20 protein-coding genes are annotated in these 22,565 nt (G+C 68.8%); 16 read left to right on the top strand and 4 right to left on the bottom strand.

What is annotated here, in order from left to right; translation table 11 throughout:
- The gene (locus DID96_RS21810) at nt 1–1,422 is read right to left on the bottom strand and encodes a coniferyl aldehyde dehydrogenase (protein WP_124601340.1); all 1,422 of its coding nucleotides are present in this window, start codon (nt 1,420–1,422) and stop codon (nt 1–3) included.
- A 146-nt stretch (nt 1,423–1,568) separates the two neighbouring features.
- Between DID96_RS21810 and DID96_RS21805 the strand changes: the two genes are divergently transcribed.
- Nucleotides 1,569–2,621, top strand: a complete 1,053-nt coding sequence (locus DID96_RS21805; protein ID WP_221624596.1) for an AraC family transcriptional regulator — start codon at nt 1,569–1,571, stop codon at nt 2,619–2,621.
- A 92-nt stretch (nt 2,622–2,713) separates the two neighbouring features.
- Here DID96_RS21805 and DID96_RS21800 read toward each other — a convergent pair whose 3' ends face one another.
- On the bottom strand, nt 2,714–3,670 hold the full coding sequence (locus DID96_RS21800) for a LysR family transcriptional regulator (RefSeq protein ID WP_124601338.1): 957 nt from the start codon (nt 3,668–3,670) through the stop codon (nt 2,714–2,716).
- Nucleotides 3,671–3,843: 173 nt separating this feature from the next.
- Here DID96_RS21800 and DID96_RS21795 point away from each other — a divergent pair, with 173 nt between their 5' ends.
- From DID96_RS21795 to DID96_RS21760, 8 genes are all read left to right on the top strand, one after another.
- Entirely contained in the window at nt 3,844–4,890 is a 1,047-nt protein-coding gene (locus DID96_RS21795) for a 4-hydroxythreonine-4-phosphate dehydrogenase PdxA (protein WP_124601337.1), read from the top strand.
- Between the two features lie 58 nt (nt 4,891–4,948).
- Nucleotides 4,949–6,121 carry an L-rhamnonate dehydratase gene (locus DID96_RS21790; protein ID WP_124601336.1) on the top strand — a complete coding sequence of 391 codons (1,173 nt, stop codon included), beginning with the start codon at nt 4,949–4,951 and terminating at the stop codon, nt 6,119–6,121.
- Nucleotides 6,122–6,123: 2 nt separating this feature from the next.
- Nucleotides 6,124–7,041 (top strand): dihydrodipicolinate synthase family protein, encoded by a 918-nt coding sequence (locus DID96_RS21785; RefSeq protein WP_124601335.1) that lies wholly within the window; start codon nt 6,124–6,126, stop codon nt 7,039–7,041.
- Nucleotides 7,042–7,115: 74 nt separating this feature from the next.
- Nucleotides 7,116–8,408, top strand: a complete 1,293-nt coding sequence (locus tag DID96_RS21780) for an MFS transporter (protein WP_124601368.1) — start codon at nt 7,116–7,118, stop codon at nt 8,406–8,408.
- Nucleotides 8,409–8,532: 124 nt separating this feature from the next.
- On the top strand, nt 8,533–9,480 hold the full coding sequence (locus tag DID96_RS21775) for a YncE family protein (protein WP_124601334.1): 948 nt from the start codon (nt 8,533–8,535) through the stop codon (nt 9,478–9,480).
- 1 nt (nt 9,481) lies between these two features.
- Entirely contained in the window at nt 9,482–10,447 is a 966-nt protein-coding gene (locus DID96_RS21770) for an amidohydrolase (protein ID WP_124601333.1), read from the top strand.
- Nucleotides 10,447–12,075 carry an aldehyde dehydrogenase (NADP(+)) gene (locus DID96_RS21765; RefSeq protein ID WP_124601367.1) on the top strand — a complete coding sequence of 543 codons (1,629 nt, stop codon included), beginning with the start codon at nt 10,447–10,449 and terminating at the stop codon, nt 12,073–12,075. Before DID96_RS21770 ends, DID96_RS21765 begins: the two co-directional genes overlap by 1 nt.
- Before the next feature lie 86 nt (nt 12,076–12,161).
- Nucleotides 12,162–12,659: a GNAT family N-acetyltransferase gene (locus DID96_RS21760; protein WP_124601332.1), complete on the top strand. Its 498-nt coding sequence runs from the start codon at nt 12,162–12,164 to the stop codon at nt 12,657–12,659.
- Nucleotides 12,660–12,681: 22 nt separating this feature from the next.
- On the opposite strand, the gene DID96_RS21755 is transcribed toward DID96_RS21760, so the two are convergent.
- Complete coding sequence (locus tag DID96_RS21755) at nt 12,682–13,113, bottom strand: GNAT family N-acetyltransferase (protein WP_124601331.1); 432 nt, start codon at nt 13,111–13,113, stop codon at nt 12,682–12,684.
- A gap of 131 nt (nt 13,114–13,244) precedes the next feature.
- On the bottom strand, nt 13,245–14,135 hold the full coding sequence (locus tag DID96_RS21750) for a LysR family transcriptional regulator (RefSeq protein WP_124601330.1): 891 nt from the start codon (nt 14,133–14,135) through the stop codon (nt 13,245–13,247).
- 101 nt (nt 14,136–14,236) lie between these two features.
- Between DID96_RS21750 and DID96_RS21745 the strand changes: the two genes are divergently transcribed.
- The 7 genes from DID96_RS21745 to DID96_RS21715 all read left to right on the top strand — a co-directional run bounded on the left by DID96_RS21745 (nt 14,237) and on the right by DID96_RS21715 (nt 22,482).
- Entirely contained in the window at nt 14,237–15,790 is a 1,554-nt protein-coding gene (locus tag DID96_RS21745; RefSeq protein WP_124601329.1) for an AMP-binding protein, read from the top strand.
- Between the two features lie 11 nt (nt 15,791–15,801).
- Nucleotides 15,802–16,983, top strand: a complete 1,182-nt coding sequence (locus tag DID96_RS21740) for an acyl-CoA dehydrogenase family protein (protein WP_124601328.1) — start codon at nt 15,802–15,804, stop codon at nt 16,981–16,983.
- A gap of 3 nt (nt 16,984–16,986) precedes the next feature.
- The gene (locus DID96_RS21735) at nt 16,987–18,132 is read left to right on the top strand and encodes a CaiB/BaiF CoA-transferase family protein (RefSeq protein ID WP_124601327.1); all 1,146 of its coding nucleotides are present in this window, start codon (nt 16,987–16,989) and stop codon (nt 18,130–18,132) included.
- An 82-nt stretch (nt 18,133–18,214) separates the two neighbouring features.
- Entirely contained in the window at nt 18,215–19,516 is a 1,302-nt protein-coding gene (locus DID96_RS21730; RefSeq protein ID WP_124601326.1) for an MFS transporter, read from the top strand.
- Nucleotides 19,517–19,619: 103 nt separating this feature from the next.
- Nucleotides 19,620–20,678: a porin gene (locus DID96_RS21725; protein ID WP_124601325.1), complete on the top strand. Its 1,059-nt coding sequence runs from the start codon at nt 19,620–19,622 to the stop codon at nt 20,676–20,678.
- Nucleotides 20,679–20,738: 60 nt separating this feature from the next.
- Nucleotides 20,739–21,098, top strand: a complete 360-nt coding sequence (locus DID96_RS21720) for a BON domain-containing protein (protein ID WP_260463970.1) — start codon at nt 20,739–20,741, stop codon at nt 21,096–21,098.
- A gap of 49 nt (nt 21,099–21,147) precedes the next feature.
- A complete protein-coding gene (locus DID96_RS21715; protein WP_124601323.1) occupies nt 21,148–22,482 on the top strand; it encodes a serine hydrolase in 1,335 nt (444 codons plus the stop codon).
- The last annotated feature ends 83 nt before the right edge of the window (nt 22,483–22,565 follow it).

Here is a 22,565-nt window from a genome sequence, read left to right as displayed (position 1 = left end):
TCACGCGATGCGCGACAGCACGCGCAGCAGCAGGTCGAAAGTCTTGCCGTACGGCGGATGGAACAGCGCGGTGCCGTTCCAGCGCGCCTGATGAAACACGGGCTTCAGGTGGCTGAACGTGTCGAAGCCCCATTTGCCGTGATAGGCGCCGATCCCGCTCGGGCCGACGCCGCCGAACGGCTGATGCTCCTGCGCGAGATGCCACAGGCAGTCGTTCACGGTGACGCCGCCGGACACCGTCTCGCGCAGCACGCGATCGCGGCGCGCGGCGTCGCGGCCGAACCAGTACAGCGCGAGCGGGCGCGGCTGGCGATTGACGGTTGCGATCGCATCGTCGACGTGCGCGTATTCGACGATCGGCAGCACGGGGCCGAAGATCTCCTCGCGCATCACCCGCATCGTGTCGGTTGCGCCGATCACGACGGTCGGCGGGAACTTGCGCGACGCCGCGTCGAAGCGTTCGCCGGCCGGGTTGATCTCGATCACGCGGGCGCCGCCGTCGCGCGCGCCGTCGACCAGCGCCGCGAGCCGCGCGCGATGCCGCGCACTGACGATCGCCGTGTAGTCGGGATTCGCGACGAGCGTCGGGTAGCGCCGCGCGACCGCCGCCGACAGTTGCGCGGCCACTGTCTCCGCACTGCCGGCCGGCACGAGCAGGTAGTCGGGCGCGATGCAGGTCTGGCCCGCGTTCAGCAGCTTGCCGAACGCGATACGCTGCACGGCTTGCGCGACGTCGCACGACGGATCGAGGATCGCGGGCGACTTGCCGCCGAGCTCGAGCGTGACGGGCGTCAGGTTCGCGGCCGCCGCCTGCGCGACATCGCGGCCGACCGCGGTCGAGCCCGTGAAGAACAGGTGATCGAACGGCAGGCGCGCGAACGCGCGGGCCGTATCGACGTCACCTGTGACGATCGCGAATTCGGCGGGATCGAACGCGTTGGCGACGAGCGTGTCGAGCAGCGCCGACAGCCGCGGCGTCAGCTCGGACGGCTTGACCAGCACGCGGTTGCCGGCCGCGAGTGCGGCGAGCGCGGGGCCGATCGCGAGCTGGAACGGGTAGTTCCACGGCGCCATCACGCCGACGACGCCAAGCGGCTGCGGCGCGAGCCGGTTGAAGCCGGGGCGGAAGTGCAGCGCGGTCGGCACGCGGCGCGCGCGCATCCATTGCTTCAGGTGCGCACGCGCATGGCGGATGCCGGTTCGGACGACGAAGAGTTCGGCGAGCCGCGTCTCGTACGCGGAACGGCCGCCAAAGTCGGCGTCGATCGCACGCACGATCGCGGCTTCGTGGGTGTCGAGCAGCGCGAGCAGGCGATCGAGCCGCGATACACGCACGGCGAGCGACGGGTCGGGTTCACGTGCGAACGCGGCGCGCTGGTGCTCGAAGTGCGCCGCGAGATCGGTCGGGGGGCTGAGCCGCATGGTGTCTCCTCCGGGCAGTCGATGAAGTCGTTCAGGCGACGACTGAATGACGCCGATGGTGCGTGCCGCGTGGGAAAACACCAATGCTGCGACGGGACAATTGTTTTAGTATTTGGGCCAATTCGGCGCTTCGAGGGTTTCTCCGCATGAGCTTTTGGGACTACACGCGAAGTCCGGCCGGCGCCCGGCTGCTGGTCGATTTCGGTGACGAACGCGGCGTGCCGCGCGCGCAGCTGCTCGCGGGCACGGGGCTGTCGGCCGCGCAGCTCGACGATCCGAACGCGGAGGTGACGGCGGCGCAGGAACTGCGGCTGACCGCCAACCTGCTGCGGCTGCTCGGGCATCCGCCCGGCCTCGGCTTCGAGGCCGGCCAGCGCTACGACTTCTCCGCGTATGGCGTGTGGGGCTACGGGCTGATCGCGAGCGCGACCGCGCGCGATGCGCTCGCACTGGCGATGCGGTTCCTGCCGCTCACTTACGCATACACGGTGATCACGTATCGCGAGGACGACGACAACTGCGTGCTGAGCTTCGGCGCGCCCGACCTGGCCGGCGAGCTGAGCCGGTTCGTCGTGGAGCGCGACATGACCGCCGCGACCGTGCTGCTGCAGGAAATGGGCGGCGCGGATTTCACGCTGTCGCGCTTCACGTTGCAGGCCGAGCGCCCGGCGGCGGCGCGCGGCCGCGCGGCGCCTGCGGCGTTGCCGCGGATCGCCGGCGTCGAGCCCGTGTTCGGCGCACGCTCGAATACGCTCGTGTTCGCGCGCGCGTTACTCGACCGGCCGCTGCCGCATGCGAACCCGATCACGGTGTCGATGTGCGAGCAGATGTGCAGCCGCCTGCTCGAAGCGCGGCGCGCGCACGTCGGCACCGCGGCGATGATTCGCGATTACCTGAGCGCGACGCCCGGCGCGACGCCGTTCTCGCTCGAGGACATCGCGCGGCTGATGAACACCAGCGCGCGCACGCTGAAGCGGCGGCTGCAGGAAGAGGGCACGACGTTCCGCGCGCTGCTCGCGGAATCGCGCGGCGCGATGGCCGAGGCGCTGCTCGGCGACGAACGGCTGACGCTGGCCGATGTCGCGGAGCGGCTCGGGTTCAGCGATCTGTCGAGTTTTTCGCAGGCGTTCAAGCGCTGGTACGGGGTCGCGCCGGGCGCGTATCGCAGCGGGTTGCTGCGGGAGCGCGATGACGGTTGAGCGCCGCGCGGCGGCGGGTGGACGGCCCTGCATCCGGGCGAACCGGATGCGGCGATTGCCGACACGCATCGGGGCCGGGCACGGTGCTCCCGTCACCTTCCGTCTGACGCCCCTTCGCTGCTGCCCGCCTCCCGATGAAACAACGCCAGAAACTGCTGCGCGGCCACCGACAGCGGCCTGTCGCGCCGTACGAGGCTCCCGTATGAAGGCAGCTTCTGCGCGAGCGTGTAGTCGACGATCGCAACCATCCCGTGCTCGGCATTCAGCTCGGCAACCGTCCGCGGAATCACGCCGAGCATCTGCGAGCGGTCGACGAGACTCATCGTCGTCAGGATCGAGCCGGTCTCGACCAGCCCGCGCGGCATCGGCTGGTGGTGCATCCGGAACTCGCGCTCGACCACTTCGCGCGCGGGGCTGCCGGCCGGCTGCATAATCCACGCATAGTCGAGCAGCGCCGCGAACCCGACCGGCCCGCCACTGACGAGCGGATGATCGCGGCCGGCGACGATCGCGAGCGCTTCGTCGTCGACCGCGCGGAATTCGCAGTCGGCGCCGACGTTGCGCCCGATCACCACTTCGAGCACGCCTTCCTGCAGTTGCGGCATCAGCTTGTCGCTGGTGTCGACTGCAATGTCGATCGCGAGCAGCGGGTAGCGCGACTTCAGCTGTACCAGCGCCTCGGTGAGCCGTCCGGGCGTCGCCGCCATGATGCTGCCGATCGCGAGCCGCCCGGCGCTGCCGAGCTGCAGTTCGGCCAGCTCGCGGTTCAGCGCCTCCATGCTGCCGCGGATCCCGCGGAAGTAGCCGAGCACCCGCTCGCCGGCCGGATTCAGCACGAGCCCGCGCCCGACGCGCTCGAACAGCGGCTGGCCGAGCGCGTGCTCGAGCTCGCGCAGCATCTTGGTCGCGGCCGGCTGCGTGAGGCCGAGCCGGTCGGCGGCCGCGCGCAGCGTCGAACACTCCTCGACCGCCAGCAGCAGCGCCACCTGGCGCATCCGCAGCCGGTTCAGCAGTTGCGGCGTCGAATCCTTCCTGTCGATCGAACCCAATCCGATTACCCCTGGTTATCAATTCATCAAGAGTTTTCAATTTACCGGGGTGTTCCGTCTACCTAGCATGAACCCCAGATGACGAACGGCCGCTTGCCGGCCAGACAGGAGACGAACATGCAGACGAATTCGGCTATGACGGTACGCGGCCCGGCCCGCGCGGGAGAGCGGGCATGACGGCCGCCGCGACCTTGCCCGTGGTCGCGCTGACGCTCGGCGACCCGGCCGGCATCGGCCCCGAGCTGATCGCGAAGCTGCTCGCGCGCCCCGAAGCGGTGTCGCGCGCGAATCTCGTGCTGATCGGCGACCGCTGGCTGTGGGAAGCCGGCCAGCGCACCGCGGGCGTGCAGGTCGACGTCGAGCCGGTCGCGTCGCTCGCCGACGTGCGCGAGCGGCCGTCCGTCGCGCGGCCCGCGTTCGTCGCGGTCGACACCGTCGATCCCGCGCAGGTCACGATGGGTATGGCCGGGCCCGCGGGCGGCCGCTCGGTGCTCGACGTGCTGAACCGCTGCATGGACGCCGCGCTCGCGGGCGACGTCGACGCGATCTGCTTCGCGCCGCTCAACAAGCACGCGATGAAGCTCGGCGGCCTCGCGCACGAGGACGAACTGCACCACTTCGCCGAATACCTCGGCGTGACCGGCTACTTCTGCGAATTCAACACGCTCGGCGAGCTGTGGACCGCGCGCATCTCGTCGCACATTCCGCTGAAGGATGCGGCGCGCTATCTGTCGATCGAGCGGATCGAGCAGGCATCCGAACTGATCTACCGGTCGCTGCTCGCGAACGGCGTCGCAGCGCCGAAGGTCGCGGTTGCCGCGTTCAACCCGCACGGCGGCGACGGCGGCATGTGCGGCCGCGAGGAGATCGACGTGATCGCACCGGCCGTGCGTGCGCTGCAGGCGCGCGACTGGCCGACCGACGCGCCGTTCCACGGCCCGTTCCCGGCCGACACGATCTTCCTGAAGGCGCAGGCCGGCGACTACCACGCGATCGTCACGATGTACCACGACCAGGGGCAGATCGCGATCAAGCTGCTCGGCTTCTCGCGCGGCGTGACCGTGCAGGGCGGCCTGCCGGTGCCGATCACGACGCCCGCGCACGGCACCGCGTACGACATCGCGGGGCGCGGCACGGCCGACGTCGGCGCGACCTGGCAGGCGCTGCAGATCGCGTGCCGGATGGGCGCCGCGCATCGCCGGCAGACCACGTCGGCGTGACGGCCGCGCCCGACTTTATCGACACCCGAAACGAAACCGACAATCAGGAGACAACGCCATGAAGATCAAGGCCGTACGCGCACGCGTGTACCAATGGAAAGGCAAGACCGTGCCGCCGCAGGGCAATTTCTGCTCGAACGCGATGGACATGCTGTACGCGCCGCAGGAAACGATGAGCACGTTCCGCTTCCACGCGTGGACGGTCGTCGAGGTCGAAACCGACGACGGCATCGTCGGGCTCGGCAACGTCGCGCTCGCACCGCACATTGCGAAGGCGATCATCGACCAGTACCTCGCACCGCTCGTGATCGGCCAGGATCCGTGGGACTACGAATATCTGAACCAGCGGATGTATCGCGCGACGCACGCATGGGGCCGCAAGGGTGTCGGGATGGCGGCGATCTCCGCGGTCGACATCGCGATCTGGGACGTGCTCGGCAAGAGCGTCGGCAAGCCCGTGTTCAAGCTGCTCGGCGGCCGCACGAAAGAGAAGATTCCCTGCTACTACTCGAAGCTGTACCGCACCGACCTGAGCGAGATGCAGGCGGAAGCGCAGCGCTATCTCGACGAAGGCTTCCGCGCGTTCAAGATGCGCTTCGGCTACGGGCCCTCGCACGGGCAGCAGGGCGTGGTCGAGAACCTGAAGTCGGTCGCGGCGATTCGCGAGGTGATCGGCTACGACAACGACCTGATGCTCGAGTGCTACATGGGCTGGAACCTCGAATATGCGAAGCGCATCCTGCCGAAGCTCGAGCAATACCAGCCGCGCTGGCTCGAAGAGCCGGTGATCGCCGACGACATCGACGGCTATGCGGAGCTGAACCGGCTGACGAGCATTCCGATCTCCGGCGGCGAGCACGAGTTCTCTCTGTACGGCTTCAAGCAGCTACTCGACCGCAAGGCCGTGTCGGTTGTCCAGTACGACACGAACCGCGTCGGCGGCATCACGATGGCGCACAAGATCAACGCGCTGTGCGAGGCGTACAGCGTGCCGGTGATCCCGCACGCGGGCCAGATGCACAACTACCACCTGACGATGAGCACGCTCGCGTCGCCGATGAGCGAGTACTTCCCGATGTTCGATGTCGAGGTCGGCAACGAGCTGTTCTATTACATCTTCGACGGTGAGCCGGTGGCCGAGAACGGTTTCCTGCAGTTGCGCGACGACGTGCCCGGCCTCGGCCTCACGCTGAAGACCGAGTTCCTCGACCAATTCGACATCGTGGAGTGATCATGTGCGCACGTTACCAGGGCGTCTTTCCGGTCGCGCCGACGATTTTCACCGAGGCGGGCGCGCTCGACCTCGACGGCCAGCGCCGCGCGATCGACTTCATGATCGACGCGGGCTCGCACGGCATCTGCATCCTCGCGAACTACTCGGAGCAGTTCGCGCTCGGCGACGACGAGCGCGACCTGTTGACCCGCACGGTGCTCGAGCACGTCGCCGGCCGCGTGCCGGTGATCGTCACGACGTCGCACTTCAGCGCGCGGATCTGCGCGGAACGCAACCGGCGCGCGCAGGAGATGGGCGCGTCGATGGTGATGGTGATGCCGCCGTATCACGGCGCGACGTTCCGCGTGCCGGAGCCGGCGATCCACGCGTTCTTCGCCGAGGTGAGCGACGGTCTCGACATTCCGCTGATGATCCAGGACGCGCCCGCGAGCGGCACGACGCTGTCGGTCGACTGTCTCGCGAGGCTCGCCCGCGAGATCGACGCGGTGTCGTACTTCAAGATCGAGACGCCGGGCGCGGCGGCGAAGCTGCGCGAGCTGATCCGCGTGGGCGGCGATGCGATCGAGGGGCCGTGGGACGGCGAGGAGGGCATCACGCTGCTCGCCGATCTCGACGCGGGCGCGACCGGCGCGATGACGGGCGGCGGTTATCCGGACGGGATCCGCCGGATCACCGATGCGTATTTCGCGGGCCGCCGCGACGAAGCGTGCGAGCAATATGCGCGCTGGCTGCCGCTGATCAACTACGAGAACCGGCAGGCGGGCTTTCTCGCGGCGAAGGCGCTGATGAAGGCCGGCGGCGTGATCGCGTGCGACAAGCCGCGCGCGCCGTGGCCCGACCTGCATCCGGACACGCGCGCGGGGCTGCTCGACGCGGCGCGGCGGCTCGATCCGCTGGTGCTGCGCTGGGGTCGTTGAAACGGCGTAACAGGCGGTTCGCGAGAAGACCGCCGTTGTCGACCACCTAAAAAACTGGAGACATCATGAACACGTTGAACCCGGCCAATCCGGCCAATCCGGCATACGAAGCCGGCGACGCCATTCCGCGCCGCCGCTGGTTGCGCGTGATTCCACCGCTGTTGCTCGCGTGCATCATCTCTTACATGGACCGCGTGAACATCGCGTTCGCGATGCCGGGCGGGATGAACGCCGATCTCGGGATGGACGCGACGATGGCCGGCCTGGCCGGCGGGATCTTCTTCTTCGGCTACCTGTTCCTGCAGATTCCCGGCGGCCGGCGCGCGGCGCTCGGCAGCGGCAAGACCTTCATCGCATGGTCGCTCGTGAGCTGGGCGGTGTTGTCTGCGCTGACGGGCCTCGTCACGCACACGTGGGAACTGCTGACGCTGCGCTTCCTGCTTGGCGTCGCCGAGGGCGGGATGCTGCCCGTCGTGTTGACGATGGTCAGCAACTGGTTCCCCGATCGCGAGCGTGGCCGCGCGAACGCGATGGTCATCATGTTCGTGCCGCTCGCCGGGATGATCACCGCGCCGCTGTCCGGCTTCATCCTCGCCGCATACGACTGGCGCCACCTGTTCTTCAGCACGGGCGCGCTGTCGCTGCTGTTCCTGATCGTCTGGTTGCGGTTCGCCGACGACAGTCCGGAGACCGCGCGCTGGGTGTCGCCGCGCGAGAAGGCGTACATCCTCGACGCGCTGCGCGACGAGCAGGAGCGCAAGCGCGCGGCGGGCACGCCGACCGCCGCGTCGTTCGGCGCGATGCTGCGCAACCCGACGATCTGGCTGCTGATCGCGATCAATTTCTGCTACCAGGTCGGTATCTACGGCTATACGATGTGGTTGCCGACGCTGCTGAAAAACCTTACGCACACGGGGATGGGGAAGATCGGCCTGCTCGCGATGCTGCCGTACGTCGCGATGATGATCGGCATGTTCGCGACGTCGTATTTGTCTGACCGAACCGGCAAGCGGCGCCTTTTCGTGCTGCTGCCGCTGGTCGGCTTCGCTGCGTGCCTCGCGCTGTCGGTGCTCACGAAATCGTCGATGCCTGTATCGTTCGCGTTCCTGATCGGTTGCGGGTTCTTCCTGCAGGCGGCGGCCGGCGTGTTCTGGGCGATTCCGCCGAAGCTCTGCAGCGTCGAAACCGCCGGCAGCGCGCGTGGCCTGATCAACGCGCTCGGCAACCTCGGCGGCTTCTGCGGCCCGTACGCGGTTGGCGTGCTGACCCAGCACGTGAGCTCGGCGGCCGGCGTGTACAGCCTCGCGGTCACGCTCGCGGTGGCCGGCCTGCTCGCGATGACGCTGCCGAAGCGCTGCGAGGATTGATGCCAGGACCTATACACGAACCGATACCAGGACCGATGCGCGGTCCAGCGAACGCAATGCGCCCACACTCGCCGCGACGCCCAGCGCGCGCCGCGGCGGCAAGAACGAAGTACGGAGACTCACGATGAACGACATCCTGTTGCTGGTGCAGAAGTGCGCCCATACCTTCAGCTTCTACGATCTCGACACGAAGACGGCGCTCAAGCACATCGTGCTGCCGAACTTCCCGCATGAATTCACCGTCGACGCGAACGACCGCTACGCGTACGTCGGCATCTTCGGCATCGAGACCGCGTGGTCGCGCGGCCACGAAGGCGATCACCGGATCGCCGAGATCGACCTCGTCGAACGCACGCATACGCGCATGCTCGACCTGTGGCCGTACTACCGGCCGCACGGGATGGCGAGCGACCGCGAAGGGCGCCTCTACGCGATGAGCGAGGCGCACGACATGCTGCTCGTGTTCGATCGCCCGACCGAGCAGCCGGTGCCGAACATGGCCGTGCCGTCCGGCGGCGTGAAGACCCACCTCGTCACGCTGACGCGCGACGCGAGCCGCGCATACGGCGTGCACCTGCTGTCGAACACGGTCACGCAGTTCCATCCGCGCGATGCGACGGTCGCGCCGCGCGCGGTGATGCCGGGGCCGCGCCCGGAAGGCAATGCGCTGTCGAGCGACGAGCGCACGCTGTTCGTCGCGAACCGCGGCGACGACACGCTGGTCGCGATCGACACCGACACGATGACCTGCGGCCGCCGCGTGAAGACGCGCAGCGATCCGAACCGCATTTACCGGACGAGCGCGCCGGACGGCCGCGACCTGCTGCTGCTGACCAACTCGGGCGAGCAGTCGATCTCGGTGTTCGACGCGCAGCAGCTCGAGGAAATCGAGCGCGTCGCGCTGCCCGCGAACCCGACCGCGCTGTCGTTCCACCCGTCACGGCGCGTGGCATACGTGTCGTTCCAGGACGACTACGTGCGCGAACTGGACCTCGATGCGTGGCGTTTCGTCAGCGCATTGCCGACGCTGCGCGAGCCGGACGCGTCGTATGTGCTTGCCGGAGCGCGCTGACATGCGCAACGGTTCGCCGCCGGACGGCATGCCGGACGCGCTCGTCGACGCGCATCACCACCTGTGGCGGCTCGATGCGTCCGCGCACTATCCGTGGCTGCAGGACGGGTACGATCCGGCGCGCTTCATGTTCGGCGATTACGCGGCGCTGTGTCGCGATTTCGGCGTGGACGACTACCGGCGCGTGGCGCAAGGCGCGCCGATCGTCGCGAGCGTGCACGTCGAGGCCGAGCGCGCGCGCGACGAGGCGCTCGCGGAGACACGCTGGCTGCACGACGTCGCGGCTGCGCACGGGCTGCCGTCGGCGATCGTCGCATGGGTCGACCTGCTGGCCGACGATGCCGCGGAACGGCTCGCCGAACAGGCTGCGTGGCCGCGGGTGCGCGGCGTGCGCTTCAAGCCGCGCACCGCGCCCGCGCCCGCGCCGGATGCGGCCGTCGACGGACCCGGCACGCTGCGCGATCCGCGCTGGCCGGCCGCGCTCGAACGCGTTGCCGCGCACGGCCTATGCTGGGATCTGCGGGTGCCGTTCTGGCATCTCGGCGACGCGGCCGCACTGCTCGCGGATGCGCCCGGTGTCGACGTGGTGCTCGAACACGCGGGGCTGCCGTGGGACCGCTCGGACGCGGGGCTCGCGCGCTGGCGGCGCGGGATGGAAGCGCTTGCCGCGCTGCCGCGCGTGTCGGTGAAGCTGTCCGAATTCGGCTTGCGCGACGCCGCGTGGAACGACGCGGAGAACCAGCGGCTGATCCGCGACGCGATCGCGATATTCGGGTGGGAGCGCTGCCTGTTCGCGAGCAATTTCCCCGTGGCGGGATTGCGGGTCACGTATGCGGCGCTGCTGCGGACCTTTGCCGCGGCGCTCGCGAATCTCGACGACGCGGCGCGCCGCGCGATCTGGCACGACAACGCGGTCCGGATCTACCGGATCGACCTCAACGAACCGCACAAGCAGGCAGGTGGATGATGCACATCACTGGAGAGATGTTGATCGGCGGCGCAGCGGTGCGCGGCGCCGCAGGGACGCTGCGCGCATTCGATCCCGCGCGCGGTGTCGAATTGGAGCCCGTGTACGGCGCGGGCGACGCAGCGGACGTGGATCGTGCGTGCACGCTGGCGGCGGCCGCGTTCGATCCGTTTCGCGCGATGCCGCTCGACGTGCGCGCGCGCTTTCTCGACACGATTGCCGACAACCTCGTCGCGCTCGGCGATGCGCTGATCACGCGCGCGCATCAGGAGTCGGCGCTGCCGGTCGCACGGCTCGAAGGCGAGCGCGCGCGCACGGTCGGCCAGCTGAAACTGTTCGCGGCACTCGTGCGCGACGGCCGCTGGCTCGGCGCGACGCTCGATTCCGCGCAGCCCGGCCGCCAGCCGTTGCCGCGGCCCGACCTGCGCCTGCGGAAGATTCCGGTTGGCCCGGTCGCCGTGTTCGGCGCGAGCAACTTCCCGCTCGCGTTCTCGGTCGCGGGTGGCGATACGGCGTCGGCGTTCGCGGCCGGCTGCCCGGTCGTCGTGAAGGCGCATCCCGCGCACCTCGGCACGTCGGAACTGGTGGGGCGCGCGATCCAGCAGGCGGTTGCCGCGTGCGGCCTGCCGGAAGGCGTGTTCTCGCTCGTGATCGGCGCGGGCAACGCGATCGGCGAGGCGCTCGTCGCGCATCCGGCGATCAAGGCGGTCGGCTTCACCGGCTCGCGCGGCGGCGGCCTCGCGCTGATGAACATCGCCGCGCAGCGCCGCGAGCCGATTCCGGTTTATGCGGAAATGAGCAGCATCAACCCGTTCTTCGTGCTGCCCGGCGCGCTCGCGGCGCGCGGCGGCGAGATCGCGCGTGGCTTCGTCGAATCGCTGACGCTCGGCGTCGGCCAGTTCTGCACGAACCCGGGGCTCGTGGTCGTGCTCGACGGGCCCGACACGCAGGCGTTCATCGATGCCGCTTCGCAGGCGCTCGGGCAGAAGGGCGCGCAGACGATGCTGACGGCGGGAATCGCGGCTGCGTATGAGCGCGGTGTCGCGCAGCGGGCGGCAGTGGACGGTGTGAGCGCGGTCGCGCACGGGGCGCAGGCGGAGGCACAGGCGGGCGCACGGGCGGGGACGCAGACGGACGCCCAGACGGACGCACAGGCGGCGGCGCTGCCCGCGCTGTTCGCGACGACGCAGTCTGCATTCGTCGCGAACGCCGCGCTCGAGGACGAGATCTTCGGGCCGACGTCGCTGATCGTCACGTGCCGCGATGTCGACGAGATGATCGATCTTGCCGAGCACGTCGAAGGCCAACTGACCGCGACGCTGCATCTCGAAGCCGGCGATTACGCGCTCGCGCAGCGGCTGCTGCCGACGCTCGAGCGCAAGGCCGGACGCATTCTCGCGAACGGCTATCCGACCGGCGTCGAGGTCGCGCACGCGATGGTGCATGGCGGGCCGTTTCCGGCGACGTCCGATTCGCGCACGACGTCGGTGGGCACGCTCGCGATCGAACGGTTCCTGCGGCCCGTGTGCTATCAGGCGCTCCCGCACGAACTGCTGCCGGACGCGTTGCAGGACGGCAATCCGCTCGGGGTGTGGCGGTTGAAAGATGGGCAGTTCGGCAAGGATTGAGCGGCGGCCATCGCTGACGGCGAACGCGAACCGGGTCTAGAATCGACAGCATTTCCGTGACCTTATCCTCACTTGCAAGGACCCGCATGCTCACGATTCGCCCGATGACCGAAGCCGATTTCGCGCACTTCTGGCCCATTTACCGCGCGGTGGTGGCCGCGCAGGAAACCTACGCGTTCGACCCCACGCCGACCGAGGAGGCTGCACGCAAGCTGTGGCTCGAAGCGCCGCTTTGCACGTGGGTCGCGGAAGAGGACGGCGAACTGCTCGGCTCGTACTACCTGAAGGCGAACGCGGCGGGGCCCGGCAGCCACGTGAGCAACTGCGGCTATATGGTTGGCGAGGCCGCGCGCGGCCGCGGCGTCGCGCGCCGGATGTGCGAACACTCGCAGCAGGTCGCGCGCGAGCGCGGCTTCCTCGCGATGCAGTTCAATTCGGTGGTCGCGACGAACGAAGCCGCGGTCGCGCTGTGGCAGAAGCTCGGGTTCGAGATCGTCGGGCGCCTGCCGCGCGCGTATCGGCACGCACGGCTCGGCTTCGTCGATTGTCTCGTGATGTACAAGTGGCTGGGGGAGGGCGCGTAACGCCGCGCCGGCCGACGATCAATCAATACGCCATGTGAATCAGCGGAAACGGCCGGCCGGCGGAATCCGTCGCCGAGCGGCCGACGTCCCGGAAACCATAGCCGCGATAGAACGCATGCGCGCCCGGGTTCTGCTCGTTGACGTCGACCGTCAGGTGCGCATGATTCGCGCGGACATGATCGAGCAGGCGCGTGCCGGTGCGCTGGCCGAACCGGTCGGGGTCGACGAACAGCATCTCGACCTGCGCGTCGTTCGTGCCGATGAAACCGGCGATGCGGCCGTCGCCGGCTTCGGCGACCCATACCGTGACGCTCGGCAGATAGAGATCGCGCACCTGCGGGTAGAGCTCGGCGATGTCCTGTTCGGTGAGGAAGGTGTGCGTGGCCTGCACGGCGCGGTGCCAGATGTCCAGTAGCGCGGGATTGTCTTCGGGAGTGCGGTCTCGGATCGTCATCGTTGTTTTAGTCGGGGTGAACCCCGCGCATTCTAACCGGACGCGGCAGCGGCCTCGGCTGCTGCCCCGGCATCACGTGGCATCACGCGGCATAACGCCGTGGCCGAAGTATCCCCCGAATGCGGGTGCCGCTACTTCACCCGCTCCTGCAGCAGCGCGATCATCCGCTGCGCGAGCGGCGACACATACGCATCCGCGCGGTGAATCGCACCGATGCGCCGGTCCAGCTCCAGCTCGCCAGGCCGGAGGTCCAGCGCGCGTACCCCCGTCAGCATGTCAAGCGCCTCGGTGCCGCCGACGCACAGCAATTGCGTGTCGAGCAATAGCTGGATCAGCGCGGTGCTGCCGAAATCCGTCTCGACGCGCAGACGCGGCGCGGCGAGCTTGCGTGCGCGGAATGCATCGTCGATCTGCCGGCGCACCGTGATCGTCGTTTCAGGCAGCAGCCACTCCTGTTCGGCAAGATCGGCGAGCGTGAGGCCGCGTCTGCGCTGCAGCGGATGCCGATCGTCCGCGAGCACCGAGAGCCGGTCGCGGAACAGCTCGACGACCGCGACGGCGTCGCGTGCATGCTGCGGTTCCGGTGCGACGACCAGATCGAGCTCGCCGGCAGCCAGCAGGTCGAACAGCTCGCGCGCAAGCCGCCGCCGCAGCCGCAGCCGCGCGGCCGGCCGCTCGCGGATCAGCTGCCGGCACGCGCCAAGCACGAGCGCATTCGGCACGGTCGGCGAATAGCCGATCCGCACGAGCCCCTGCTCGCCGCCGCTGATCGCTCGCATCTCCTTCATCGCATCGTCGAATTCCAGCGCAATGCGCCGCGCACGCGCGATGAACTGCGCGCCGGCCGGCGTTGGCGTCATGCCGTTCGCGGTCCGGTCGAACAGCGTCACGCCGACCTGCGCCTCGATCCGTTGCATCGCCTTCGTCAGCGCGGGCTGGCTCAGGCCCAGCGCGTCGGCCGCCTTGCCGATGCTGCCGTGGCGTTCCACCGCCAGCAGATAGTCGAGATCGCGCGTATCCATCCGGGGATTCCTCTTGGTTATGACTTTATAGCCACTGCTGCATTGTGGTGATGCCCCCCATCTTACAGACTGATGGCACTGCTGGACTACGGAGAACCCGATTGAGCTTTGCCTATTTCCTGCGGCGCGCGGCCCGCTACTGGGGCGATCAGCCCGCCGTGATTCACCGAGACCGCGTCATCACCTACCGTCAGCTCGACGAACGCTCGTCGCGGCTCGCGAATGCGCTGCGCGGCCTCGGCTTCGCGCCCGGCGCGCGAATCGCCGTGCAGGCGCGCAACTGCATCGAGCTGGTCGAGATCGAGTGCGCGCTGTACAAGGCGGGCCTCGTGAAGGCCGCGCTGAATCCGCGCTTCACGGCGGCCGAGGCGTCGGACGTCGTCGGCAACTGCACGCCGGTTGCGTTCATCGGCGGGCGTGGCTACACGCACTACACGCCCGATACGCCGGGTTTCGCGTCGGTCGAGCGGTTCATTGCGCTCGACGCCGAAGCGAACGGCTACCGCGACTATGAAACGCTGCTCGCGCAGGCGAGCGCCGCTGCGCCCGACTACACGCCCGCGCCCGACGATCTCGCGGTGCTGCATTTCTCGTCGGGCTCGACGGGCCGCATCAAGGCGGCGATGCAGAGCTACGGCAACCGGCTCGCGTCGCTGCGCAAGATCGTGCTCGGGATGGACCGCCCGGTGCGCCCGGGCGACCGGCTCGCGCTGATCGGGCCGATTACGCACGCGTCGGGGATGTTGATGCAGCCGTACCTGTTTTGCGGCGCGACGCTCGTGCTGTTCGACACGTTCGATCCCGCGCACTTTCTTGCCGAAGTCGCGCGCTTGCGCATCACGCACACGTTCATGGTGCCGGCGATGATCAACATGATGCTTAACGAGCCGGACCTCGCCTACGCCGACCTGCGCAGCCTGAAGGTGCTCGGCTACGGCGCGGCGCCGATGGCGCCGGCGCGCATCGAGGAAGCGTGGGTGCGCATCGGCCCCGTGCTGTCGCAGGGCTACGGCGCGAGCGAGTCGACGTCGGGCGTCACGCGTCTCGGCATCGCCGATCACGCGCATGCGCTGCTCCATTGTCATGAAAGGCTTGCATCGTGTGGCCGGCCGTTCGGCGAAACCGAGGTGCGTGTGGTCGATGCCGAAGGTCACGAAGTGGAATGCGACGAGATCGGCGAGATCGTGATCCGCGGCGCGGACGTGTTCCAGGGCTACTGGGGCGCGCCCGAGCTGACGCGCGAAGTACTGGTCGACGGCTGGCTGCATACGGGCGATCTCGCGCGCACTGACCGCGACGGCTTCATCTACCTCGTCGACCGCAAGAACGACATGATCATCTCGGGTGGCTTCAACGTCTATCCGACCGAAGTCGAGGCGACGCTGTACCGGCACGACGACGTGCTCGAAGCGTGCGTCGTCGGGGTGCCCGACGACAAATGGGGCGAAGCGGTCAAGGCGGTGATCGTGCTGAAGCCGGGTCGCAGCGCACAGACCGACACGCTCGTCGCGCACTGCCGCGCGCTGCTCGCCGACTACAAGCTGCCGCGCACCGTCGATTTCGTCGCGGACCTGCCGAAGAACGCGAGCGGCAAGATCGCCCGCAAGCTCGTGCGCGAACAATACTGGCATGGCGCCGCACGGCGCGTGAACTGAAGAGGCTACCCATGTTCGATCACCTGAACCGTCCGGATTTCGTCGAATTGCGCGCGGCCGTACGCCGCTTCGTCGACGATGAACTGCGGCCGATCGAGCGCGAGCTCGGTCTCGGCTCGGAAGATGTGTGGCCGCGCGACGTGCTGCGCCGCGTGTGGCGGCGCTCCGCCGAACTCGGCTTCTATACCGCGAGCCTGCCCGCCGCGATCGGCGGCAAGGGGCTGTCGATCGTCGAGCAATGCGCGCTGAAGGCGGACCTTGCCGCGTCGGGCGCGGCGCTCGCGCCGCACGTGCTCGGCGAGCTGGGCGGGCCGCCGCGCATCGGCAACATGCTCAAGCATGCGACGCCCGATCAGCTCGAGCGTTATTTCAAGCCGGTGATGCGCGGCGACAAATCGACCTGCTTCGCGCTGACCGAACCGCACTCGGGCTCGGATGCGATGAGCATCCGCACGACCGCGGTCGAGGACGGCGACATGCTCGTCGTGAACGGCACCAAGCACTACATCAGCGGCGCACCGTTCGCCGATTTCGCGATCGTGATGTGCGTGACCGATGCGTCCGCGACGCCGCCGCAGATCACGGCGGTGCTGGTCGATCTCGATCTGCCGGGCGTGACCGTCGAGCACGAGTACGTGCCGATGTCGGGCCAGCACATCGACGCGGACATCCGCTTCACCGACGTGCGCGTGCCGCGCGCGAACGTGTTCGGCGGCATCGGCAACGGCTTCCGGCTCGGCATGTCGCGGATCAACGTGAACCGGCTGCTGCATTGCCCGACGATGCTCGGCCTCGCGATGTCGGCATACGAAGCGTCACTCGACTATGCGCGCACGCGCCGGCAGTTCGGCGGGCCGATCGCGCGCTTCCAGGCGATCCAGCACATGCTCGCCGACATGGCTGCCGCGCTGTGGGCGTGCGAGAGCATGATCGCGCACACGGCCGCGCTGGCCGATGCAGGCGCGGACCTGCGGATGGCGGCCTCCGCATGCAAGCTGTTCGTGTCGGAGCGCTGCTTCGAGGTCGCGGACAAGGCCGTGCAGATTCACGGCAATGTCGGCGTGACGCGGCATCATCCGGTCGAACAGACGTTCCGCAAGCTGCGGATGTTCCGGATCCTGACCGGCACGAGCGAGATCCAGCGCAACACGATCGCGAAGGCGATCCTCGAGCCTTCGGGCGCGGGAGCGTAACCCATGACGACTCGTCCGGAGCATCAGGAAACGTTGGCGTCGGCGTCGGACGGCGGGAAGCCGTCGTGGTCGTGCCTGAACGGCGTGACGATCGTCGACGTCAGCCAGCTGCTGCCCGGGCCGCACGCGTGCGCGCTGCTGCGCCAGCTCGGCGCCGACGTCGTCAAGGTCGAGCCGCCGCGCACGGGCGATGCGTCGCGGCTGCTCGGCGACGCCGTGTTCGCGCAGTTCAATCGCGGCAAGCGTTCGGTCGCGCTGGACCTGAAGGCGGACGCGGATCGCGAGCGGTTTCTCGAACTCGTGCGTGACGCGGACGCGGTTGTCGAAGGCTTCCGGCCCGGCGTCATGACGCGGCTCGGGCTCGGCTACGACGTGCTCGCGCACGCCAATCCGCGCATCGTTCTGTGCTCGATCTCGGGCTACGGGCAGGATGGCCCGAACGCCGCGCGTGCCGGCCACGACCTGAACTTTCTCGCGGAGGCCGGCTACTGGGCGATTCCCGCGCAGCTCGACGATGCGGTCGCGCGCCCGCGCGTGCGCCTCGCCGATTACTCGGCCGCGATGCACGCGGCGCTCGCGCTGTCAGTCGCGGTGATGAGCGCGCGCGCGAGCGGGCGCGGCCAGCATCTGGACGTGTCGATCCACGATACGGCACTCGCGTGGACCGCGCCGGCGGCCTGGGCGTCGCGCGCGCATCGCGTGGCGCCCGGCGACGCACCGTGGGTGATGCCCGACAACGACCTGTTCGAGACCACGGACGGGCGGCACCTCGCGCTTGGCATTCTCGAAGACAAGTTCTGGGCGACGCTCGCCGATACGCTCGGCGACGCGTATCCCGAACTGCGCGATCCGCGCTTCGCGCAGCGCTCGGGGCGGCAGCGGCACAAGCACGAGGTCGGCGCGCTGCTGCGCTCGGTCTTCGCGAGTCGAACGCTGGCCGAATGGATGCGCATGCTGCGCGCGTGCGACCTGCCGGTATCGCCGTTGCCGGATGCCGACGAGCTGTTTGCCGATCCGCATGTGCACGCGCGCGGCGTCGTGCGCGTGGTGCCCGGCGGCGCGCTCGCGGTGCGCTTCCCGGTGAAGTTTTCGCTGGGGCTGCCCGACGGCGACGATCGCGTGCCCGCGCTCGGCGAGCATGGCGACTGACCGGCCGTAGCGGCGGCTGCCGCGACGGCCGGTGCGATGAAGCAACACAACGACACGCAACACAACAATACTGGAGACAGCGATGACGACAGACGGCGCGCAATACCGTCCGTGGCGGGCATGGTCGATCGCGATCATGCTCGCGCTGATGATGCTCGTGAATTTCCTCGACAAGGTCGTGCTCGGGCTCGTGTCGGTGCCGATGATGCGAGACCTGCATTTGAGCCCGACGCAGTTCGGCCTGATCGGCGGCAGCCTCAACTGGCTGTTCGCGATCGCGGCAGTCGCGGGTGGGCTCGCGGCGAACCGTTGGCCCGCGAAATGGCTGCTGTTCGGGATGGCTGCCGCATGGGCCGCGCTGCAGCTGCCGATGCTCGTCGCCGGTTCGATCTGGGTCGTGATCGCGTGCCGCGTGCTGCTCGGCATCGGCGAAGGACCGGCGTCGCCGGTTGCGACGCACGCGCTCTACAAGTGGTTTCCGGACGCGCACCGCAACCTGCCGGTCGCGCTGCTGCACCAGGGCAGCGCGCTTGGCTTGCTGCTCGCGGGGCTCGCGATGCCGGTCGTCACGACGCATTGGGGCTGGCGTGCCAATTTCGCGCTGCTTGCATTGCTCGGCGCGGCCTGGTGCATCGTGTGGGCACTGTGCGGCGCCGAGGGCACGCACGTGCGCGCGGCCGACGCAGGCGGTGGCGAGCGTGTGCCATACGGCCTGCTGTTGACCGACCGCACGGTGATCGGCAATTTCCTCGGGCACTTCGCGGCGAACTGGATTCTCGCGATGACGCTCACGTGGATGCCGACTTACCTGCAGCTTGGCCTCGGTTACGGACCGCATCAGGCAGGGCGGATGTTCGCGCTGTTCGTCGCGACGACGTCGCCGCTGAGCCTCGCGTTCGCATGGTTTTCTCAACGCCTGCTCGCGCGCGGCGTGCCGTCGCGGCACGGGCGCGGCACGTTCGTCGCGGCGACGCTTGCCGTTGCCGGCCTGATGCTTGCGACGATGGTGCTGCCGGGCTTGCCGGGCGCGGCGAAGCTCGCGTTGCTGACCGTCGGCAGCGGGATGACGCTGACGATGTATTCGATCGGCCCGGCGATGCTTGCCGAGGTGACGCCCGATTCGCAGCGCGGCGGCGTGCTCGCGCTCAGCAACGGTTTTGCGTCGCTCGCCGGTCTCGGTGCACCGGTCGTGACGGGAATGCTGATCGAAGCGACCGGCGCGTCGACCGCGCGCGGCTTCGAGCAGGCATGCGTCGTCTGCGGCATCGTGCTCGTCGCGTGCGGCATGCTCGGCGCGTGGTGCCTCGATCCGCAACGCTCGCGCGAGCGCATGGCGCGCGGGTTGCAACGCGCGACGGCCGCGATGCATGGCGCGCGCGGCTAGCGCGGATCGCACGTGCGGGTGCGGCGAGTCGGCCGGAATTAAAAAAACAGTCGTGCGAAGTAATGGATGGAGACAGGCAGTTAAACGAAACAGGAGGAGACGCATGAAGAAGGTGGTGGTGGCGGCCCTGATCGGCGCGCTGACGGGGGCGGCGCACGCGCAGTCGAGCGTGACGCTGTTCGGCCGGATCGGTGGTGGCGTGCGATGGGTGAACGGGATGGTGGGCGGCAGTCAGGTCGGTTTCAACAACAACATCATTTCCGGCAACGAGTTTGGCATTCAAGGTAACGAGGATCTCGGCGGCGGCACGAAGGCGCTGTTCGTGCTGGACGGCGCGTTCAACAGCGGCACGGGCGCGCTGAAAACGACCGGCACGCTGTTCTCGCAGGCCGCCTATGTCGGCGTGTCCGGCGCTTTCGGCCGGATCACGCTCGGGCGCCAGTTCAATGCGGCGGAAGACCTCGGCATCGCGCTCGATCCGCTGGGCGGGCGAGGGCAGTCGCTTGCAGTCGAACCCGGCGTGCTGTTCGACGGCAACTTCTTCACGCTCGATTCGCGCTTCAACAACACGATCAAGTATCTCGGGCAGGCGGGCGGCCTGCGTTACGGCGCCAGCTATTCGCCGGGCGGCGTCGCGGGCAACACGCGGGCGGGAACGAATTTCTCGGCGGATGTGATGTATGCATTCCTGAATGTGCTCGGCGGCGCATCGTATGCGAAGACGTACAGCGCCGACGGCACACAGTCCGCACAGACGATCCAGGCCGGCGGCACGCTGCAGCTCGGCCGCGCGCGCTTCTATCTGAGCTATGCGTCGCTTGCCGTTGATGCGCGCAAGGCCGGCGCGCCGACGCGCCGCGACGACATTCCGTCGTTCGGCGTGGTCGTGCAGGCAACGCCGTTCGTGCAGGTGACCGCCGCGGGCTTCTATGACAAGGCGCGCGATCTCGGCAACGTGACGGGTGCCGGCGGCCACAAGCTCACGACCTATGCAGCGGTTCAGTATTTCCTGTCGAAGCGCACCGAGCTGTACGTCGAAGTCGATCGCAACGCGGTCGCAGGCGCGTACATGCGCGACCCGGCGACGCTTGCCGCACTCGGGATGCGGCCCGGCGCAAGCGCGACGACGGGCGTGTCGCTCGGCCTGATGACGCGCTTCTGAGCGGCGCCGTTTCCATCATTCATCGATCTGGAGTCCGATTCGATCATGCGTAGGCGATTCATGCTTCTTTCCTTTGCGCTGGCCGGCGTGCTGGCCGGCCTGGGCGCACCCGCGCTCGCGCAGCCTGGCGAGCCCGGCCTGTCGGCGGCGTCGATAACACAGGCGGCGCCGCCGAACGTCACGCCGAAGCAGCGCAAGGCGGCCGACCGCAAGCTGATGCGTCGCGTCAGTGCGGCGCTCGCTCGTACCCGCGACCTGAACGCAACACGCATCCTCGTGCGCGTGCGAGACGGCAACGTGACGCTTGCCGGCTCGGTTGCCGACACGAGCCAGGCGACGCTCGCCGCTACGGTGGCGGGCCGCGTCGACGGTGTCGTCGCGGTGACGAACCAGTTGCGTGTCGACGATCAGCCCTTGTGACCGAGGGCCGCGCACGGCGCGGCCCGTTTTCTTGCGAGACAACACCTTCATGCAGATCCAACCCACGATGCATCGGGCGACGGCCGGACGCCGGTTCGCCGTTTGCCTGCTGTTTGCCTGCGGGCTTGCGCTCGGTGCGGCCCCGGCCCGCGCGGCGGCCGATTCCGCCGGCGCCGATGTGATGCAGGGCTTTCCGCCGCCTGCCGAGCGCATCGTCAGCAAGGCGAATGCGTTCACGGCGGCGAACCTGCGCTGGGCGCTGCGCAACACGCGGCGACTCGCGCCCACGGACGGCATCCGGCATGCGGCGGCGCCGCTGCCGCTGCCCACCGAGCCGATGCCGAACCTCGATACGCTGCCGGTCACGATCGGCGGCGCGACGCTGACGCTCGACGATTATCTGCGCCGCACCGCCACCGACGGGTTCATCGTCGTGCATCGCGGCCGGGTCGTCTACGAGCGGTATTTCGACGGCCTGCGGCCCGACCAGCCGCATGCGTGGGCATCGATGACGAAGTCCGTGACGGGCCTCGTCGCCGCGCGGCTGATCGAAGCGGGCGCGGTGGACGCCGACGCGCCACTGTCGCACGCGTTGCCGGAGCTGGCCGGTACGCCGTTCGGCACGGCCACGCTGCAGCAGAATCTCGACATGGAAGTGCCGATGACCTATGCGCCGGGCCTGCCGCCGGACCTCGGGTTGTTCGGCGCGATCGGCCTGCTGCCGCGCCGCGCCGACGCGCCGGACAGCATCGTCGCGTTCCTGAAGACGGTGCAGCCGGCACGTGACGCCGCACCGGGCGACGTGTGGTTCTACCAGAACGGTTCGCCCGAGGCCGTCGCATGGGCGATGCAGCGTGCGACCGGGCAGTCGTGGAGCGAACTCGTCGAGAAGTGGCTATGGCGGGATTTCGCGGAGGACGATGCGTACGTCGCGGTCGACCGCAACGGGATGGCGATGGCGAGCGGCGGGCTGTACACGACGCTGCGCGACGCAGCGCGATTTGCGGAACGGGTCCGCACGGGCCTCGGCGGCGCGCCGGGCGCGCTCCCCGCGTCGGCGATCCGCGCGGCGCTGCGTCCCGCGCACAACGCGGCGCTGTTTGCGAAGGGCAATGTCGTACCGGGGAAGGACGGTTACGCGTATCGCGACTACTGGTATCAGCTCAACGACGGCGACGGCTCGTTTGCCGCGGCGGGGCGCTTCGGGCAATCGATTCTCGTCGATCCGAAGCGCGCGCTGACGATCGTCAAGTTCTCATCGTCGCCCGATTTCGTGCCGCGCGCACGTGACGGGCAAAGCGAGGCGGCGCGCCCGCGCGCCGCGCTCGAACGCGGCGATGCGCTGAGCGAGGTGGCACGGGCGCTGGTCGCGCAGCTGCGCTGATACGCTGATACGCGGTGCGTGCGGCGTGCCGGAGCGCATGCGGCCATTTCCCGATGCGGGAACGGCCGGCAGCAAGCATGACG

The sequence above is a fragment of the Burkholderia sp. Bp8963 genome (genome assembly GCF_003854275.1).
In the GTDB taxonomy this organism is placed as follows: domain Bacteria; phylum Pseudomonadota; class Gammaproteobacteria; order Burkholderiales; family Burkholderiaceae; genus Burkholderia.
The sequence above is the reverse complement of the archived record's forward strand: the minus strand, read 5'-3'. Positions and strand labels throughout refer to the sequence as shown.

What these genes read in the sequence shown, in the direction of transcription:
- DID96_RS21810 (WP_124601340.1), bottom strand. Translation starts at nt 1,422, where the DNA reads ATGCGGCTCAGCCCCCCGACCGATCTCGCGGCGCACTTCGAGCACCAG.
- DID96_RS21805 (WP_221624596.1), top strand. Translation starts at nt 1,569, where the DNA reads ATGAGCTTTTGGGACTACACGCGAAGTCCGGCCGGCGCCCGGCTGCTG.
- DID96_RS21795 (WP_124601337.1), top strand. Translation starts at nt 3,844, where the DNA reads ATGACGGCCGCCGCGACCTTGCCCGTGGTCGCGCTGACGCTCGGCGAC.
- DID96_RS21790 (WP_124601336.1), top strand. Translation starts at nt 4,949, where the DNA reads ATGAAGATCAAGGCCGTACGCGCACGCGTGTACCAATGGAAAGGCAAG.
- DID96_RS21785 (WP_124601335.1), top strand. Translation starts at nt 6,124, where the DNA reads ATGTGCGCACGTTACCAGGGCGTCTTTCCGGTCGCGCCGACGATTTTC.
- DID96_RS21775 (WP_124601334.1), top strand. Translation starts at nt 8,533, where the DNA reads ATGAACGACATCCTGTTGCTGGTGCAGAAGTGCGCCCATACCTTCAGC.
- DID96_RS21770 (WP_124601333.1), top strand. Translation starts at nt 9,482, where the DNA reads ATGCGCAACGGTTCGCCGCCGGACGGCATGCCGGACGCGCTCGTCGAC.
- DID96_RS21765 (WP_124601367.1), top strand. Translation starts at nt 10,447, where the DNA reads ATGCACATCACTGGAGAGATGTTGATCGGCGGCGCAGCGGTGCGCGGC.
- DID96_RS21760 (WP_124601332.1), top strand. Translation starts at nt 12,162, where the DNA reads ATGCTCACGATTCGCCCGATGACCGAAGCCGATTTCGCGCACTTCTGG.
- DID96_RS21755 (WP_124601331.1), bottom strand. Translation starts at nt 13,113, where the DNA reads ATGACGATCCGAGACCGCACTCCCGAAGACAATCCCGCGCTACTGGAC.
- DID96_RS21750 (WP_124601330.1), bottom strand. Translation starts at nt 14,135, where the DNA reads ATGGATACGCGCGATCTCGACTATCTGCTGGCGGTGGAACGCCACGGC.
- DID96_RS21740 (WP_124601328.1), top strand. Translation starts at nt 15,802, where the DNA reads ATGTTCGATCACCTGAACCGTCCGGATTTCGTCGAATTGCGCGCGGCC.
- DID96_RS21735 (WP_124601327.1), top strand. Translation starts at nt 16,987, where the DNA reads ATGACGACTCGTCCGGAGCATCAGGAAACGTTGGCGTCGGCGTCGGAC.
- DID96_RS21730 (WP_124601326.1), top strand. Translation starts at nt 18,215, where the DNA reads ATGACGACAGACGGCGCGCAATACCGTCCGTGGCGGGCATGGTCGATC.
- DID96_RS21725 (WP_124601325.1), top strand. Translation starts at nt 19,620, where the DNA reads ATGAAGAAGGTGGTGGTGGCGGCCCTGATCGGCGCGCTGACGGGGGCG.
- DID96_RS21720 (WP_260463970.1), top strand. Translation starts at nt 20,739, where the DNA reads ATGCTTCTTTCCTTTGCGCTGGCCGGCGTGCTGGCCGGCCTGGGCGCA.
- DID96_RS21715 (WP_124601323.1), top strand. Translation starts at nt 21,148, where the DNA reads ATGCAGATCCAACCCACGATGCATCGGGCGACGGCCGGACGCCGGTTC.